We start from the raw sequence: 2138 nt of genomic DNA on the forward strand, positions 1-2138 counted from the left end.
CGGCTTCGTTCTGCTCGGCTCCGGGCAGGGAGGGAAGAAGGGCTTTTAGTTTTCCTAGCAAAAGCCGGGCTGTAAGGGAGAAAAAGGCGGCCATCTCGTTGATAGTCGCCCTTTCGTTCTTAATCAGAAAATCGGAGTATACTCTGATCAATTCGCTGACGCTTATCCCGGCGGCGCTTATGCCACCCGATTCCACGAGGTGACAGAGGACATCGAGCGGTCCCGAAAAACCCTCAAGTTCTACATCGAGTTCCATTCAGGCTCTTTCCAGGGGAGGGACTCATTTTTTATCTCTTTATAAAACCGATAGCTTCTATTACCTCTGCTATGGTCACTTCCGCAACTTCCTCGGCTTTCCTCGCTCCCTTCCTCAAAACCTCGAGCAAATTTTCCTCATTGGACTCAAAGGCCTTTCGCTTGGCCTGGATGGGTTCCAGGATATCCATGAGTTGCGAATAAAGGGCGTTTTTACATTCGATGCAACCTATCCCGGCGGTCCGACACCCCCGATCGATGTACTCCCTCTCCTCCATATCGTTGTTGAAGGCCTTGTGGAGATCCCACACGGGACACTTTTCCGGGTTGCCCGGGTCGCTCCGCCTCTCCCTGGCGGTATCGGTGACCATGGTTCTCAACTTTTCCCAGATGTCCTCGGGATTGTCGGCTATATTTATGGCGTTCCCGTAGGACTTGCTCATCTTGCGGCCGTCAGTGCCCGGGATTTTGGGTGTCTTCGTAAGGATGGTCTGCGGCTCCTGGAATACTTCCCCAAAAAAGTGGTTGAAACGGCGGGCGACTTCCCTGGTAAGTTCCAGATGGGCGGACTGGTCCTCCCCGACGGGTACCAGTTCAGCTTTGTATAACAGTATGTCCCCTGCCATTAGCACTGGGTAACCAAGGAAAGCATAGGTGCTGAGATCCTTGTTCTGAATATTGAGGATCTGATCCTTGTAGGTAGGACACCTTTCGAGCCAGCCAAGGGGCGTTATCATGGAAAGCACGAGATGGAGTTCAGCGTGATGGGGCACATGGGACTGCAGGAAAATGGTGCTCCTGTCGGGGTCAAGCCCCACCCCGAGCCAGTCCAGAAGAACTTCGCGGCAATTTCCTTTCATGAAGCGCGTATCGGAGTAGTCCGACATCATGGCATGCCAGTCCACGATGCAGTAAAAACAATCATAATCATCCTGGAACCTGATCCAGTTGGACAGGGCTCCCGCCAGATGCCCGAGATGGAGCCTCCCGGTCGGTCTCATGCCGCTAAAGACGCGTTTTTTCATCAATACTCACCCCGTTTGAAGATTTAACGAAAAACGGTCATCCTGTCGTGATGTCTCCCGCTTCGAAGCCCTGAACATCAACCTGGAGGACTTCCATCAGCAGGGCGCTGGATAGAAGGGAGCCCAGGGCAGGAAGGGTAACCCTCTCCATTTCTCCATGGTCCACTACGACCACGGCAAGGCCGCCTTCGACGGCTTCCATGACCTGATGGTACTTCATATCGGCGGTGATGAACACTTCCGAACCCTTTGCTTTTGCCGTCGGCCAAAGGTCACCGCCCGACCCTCCAACTATGGCGAGGTCGGATACAGTATCAGGGATACGATAACTCCTGGTCCAGGAAAGATCCCACTTTTCCCGGAGTATACCAGGAAGGGCAAGACCCTTTTCCGGAGTCGCTAAGGCCCCGCAAATCCCCATCCAACCAGCCCTGCCGTCACTATCATCCAGGGGCGACATTCCTTCCAGGCCGAGCAGTTCGGCCAGGACCCTGTTGACCCCCAGGGGGCTTATGTCCCAGTTTGTGTGCGACGAAATGACGGAAAGATGGTTTTCAAGGCAGGCCAGTATCTTTCCCCCTAAGGGCGTCCGGGTCTCGATCTTTCTAAGGGGCTCGATTATCACGGGATGATGAGTGACAATGCAGGAACAACCTTTGACCAGGGCCTCGTCGATAGCCCTGTAGGTCAAGTCCAGGGAGACCGCCAGGCGAGTTACCTCCCAATCGAGGCATCCTATCTGCAGGCCGGAGTTGTCCCATTCACAACATGACGAGAAGGGGGCAAAGGTTTCTATCCCTTCGATGACATCCCTGACCCGGAGCATTCTTCTCACCGCCTAAAAAATAAAGCCACCTC

The 2138-nt window shown here is 54.0% G+C and carries 3 protein-coding genes; all 3 read right to left on the reverse strand.

The genetic code is table 11. The annotated features are described in order from the left end of the window. Window positions 1-256: segregation/condensation protein A (locus GX108_08715; GenBank protein ID NLO57103.1), on the reverse strand; the 256-nt coding region annotated here is incomplete at its 3' end. A 31-nt stretch (window positions 257-287) separates the two neighbouring features. Continuing rightward, entirely contained in the window at window positions 288-1280 is a 993-nt protein-coding gene (gene trpS, locus GX108_08720; protein NLO57104.1) for a tryptophan--tRNA ligase, read from the reverse strand. 37 nt (window positions 1281-1317) lie between these two features. Further along, the gene (locus tag GX108_08725) at window positions 1318-2106 is read right to left on the reverse strand and encodes a Nif3-like dinuclear metal center hexameric protein (protein ID NLO57105.1); all 789 of its coding nucleotides are present in this window, start codon (window positions 2104-2106) and stop codon (window positions 1318-1320) included. Window positions 2107-2138: the final 32 nt, after the last annotated feature.

It is taken from the genome of Thermovirga sp. (assembly GCA_012523215.1).
GTDB lineage: Bacteria > Synergistota > Synergistia > Synergistales > Thermovirgaceae > 58-81.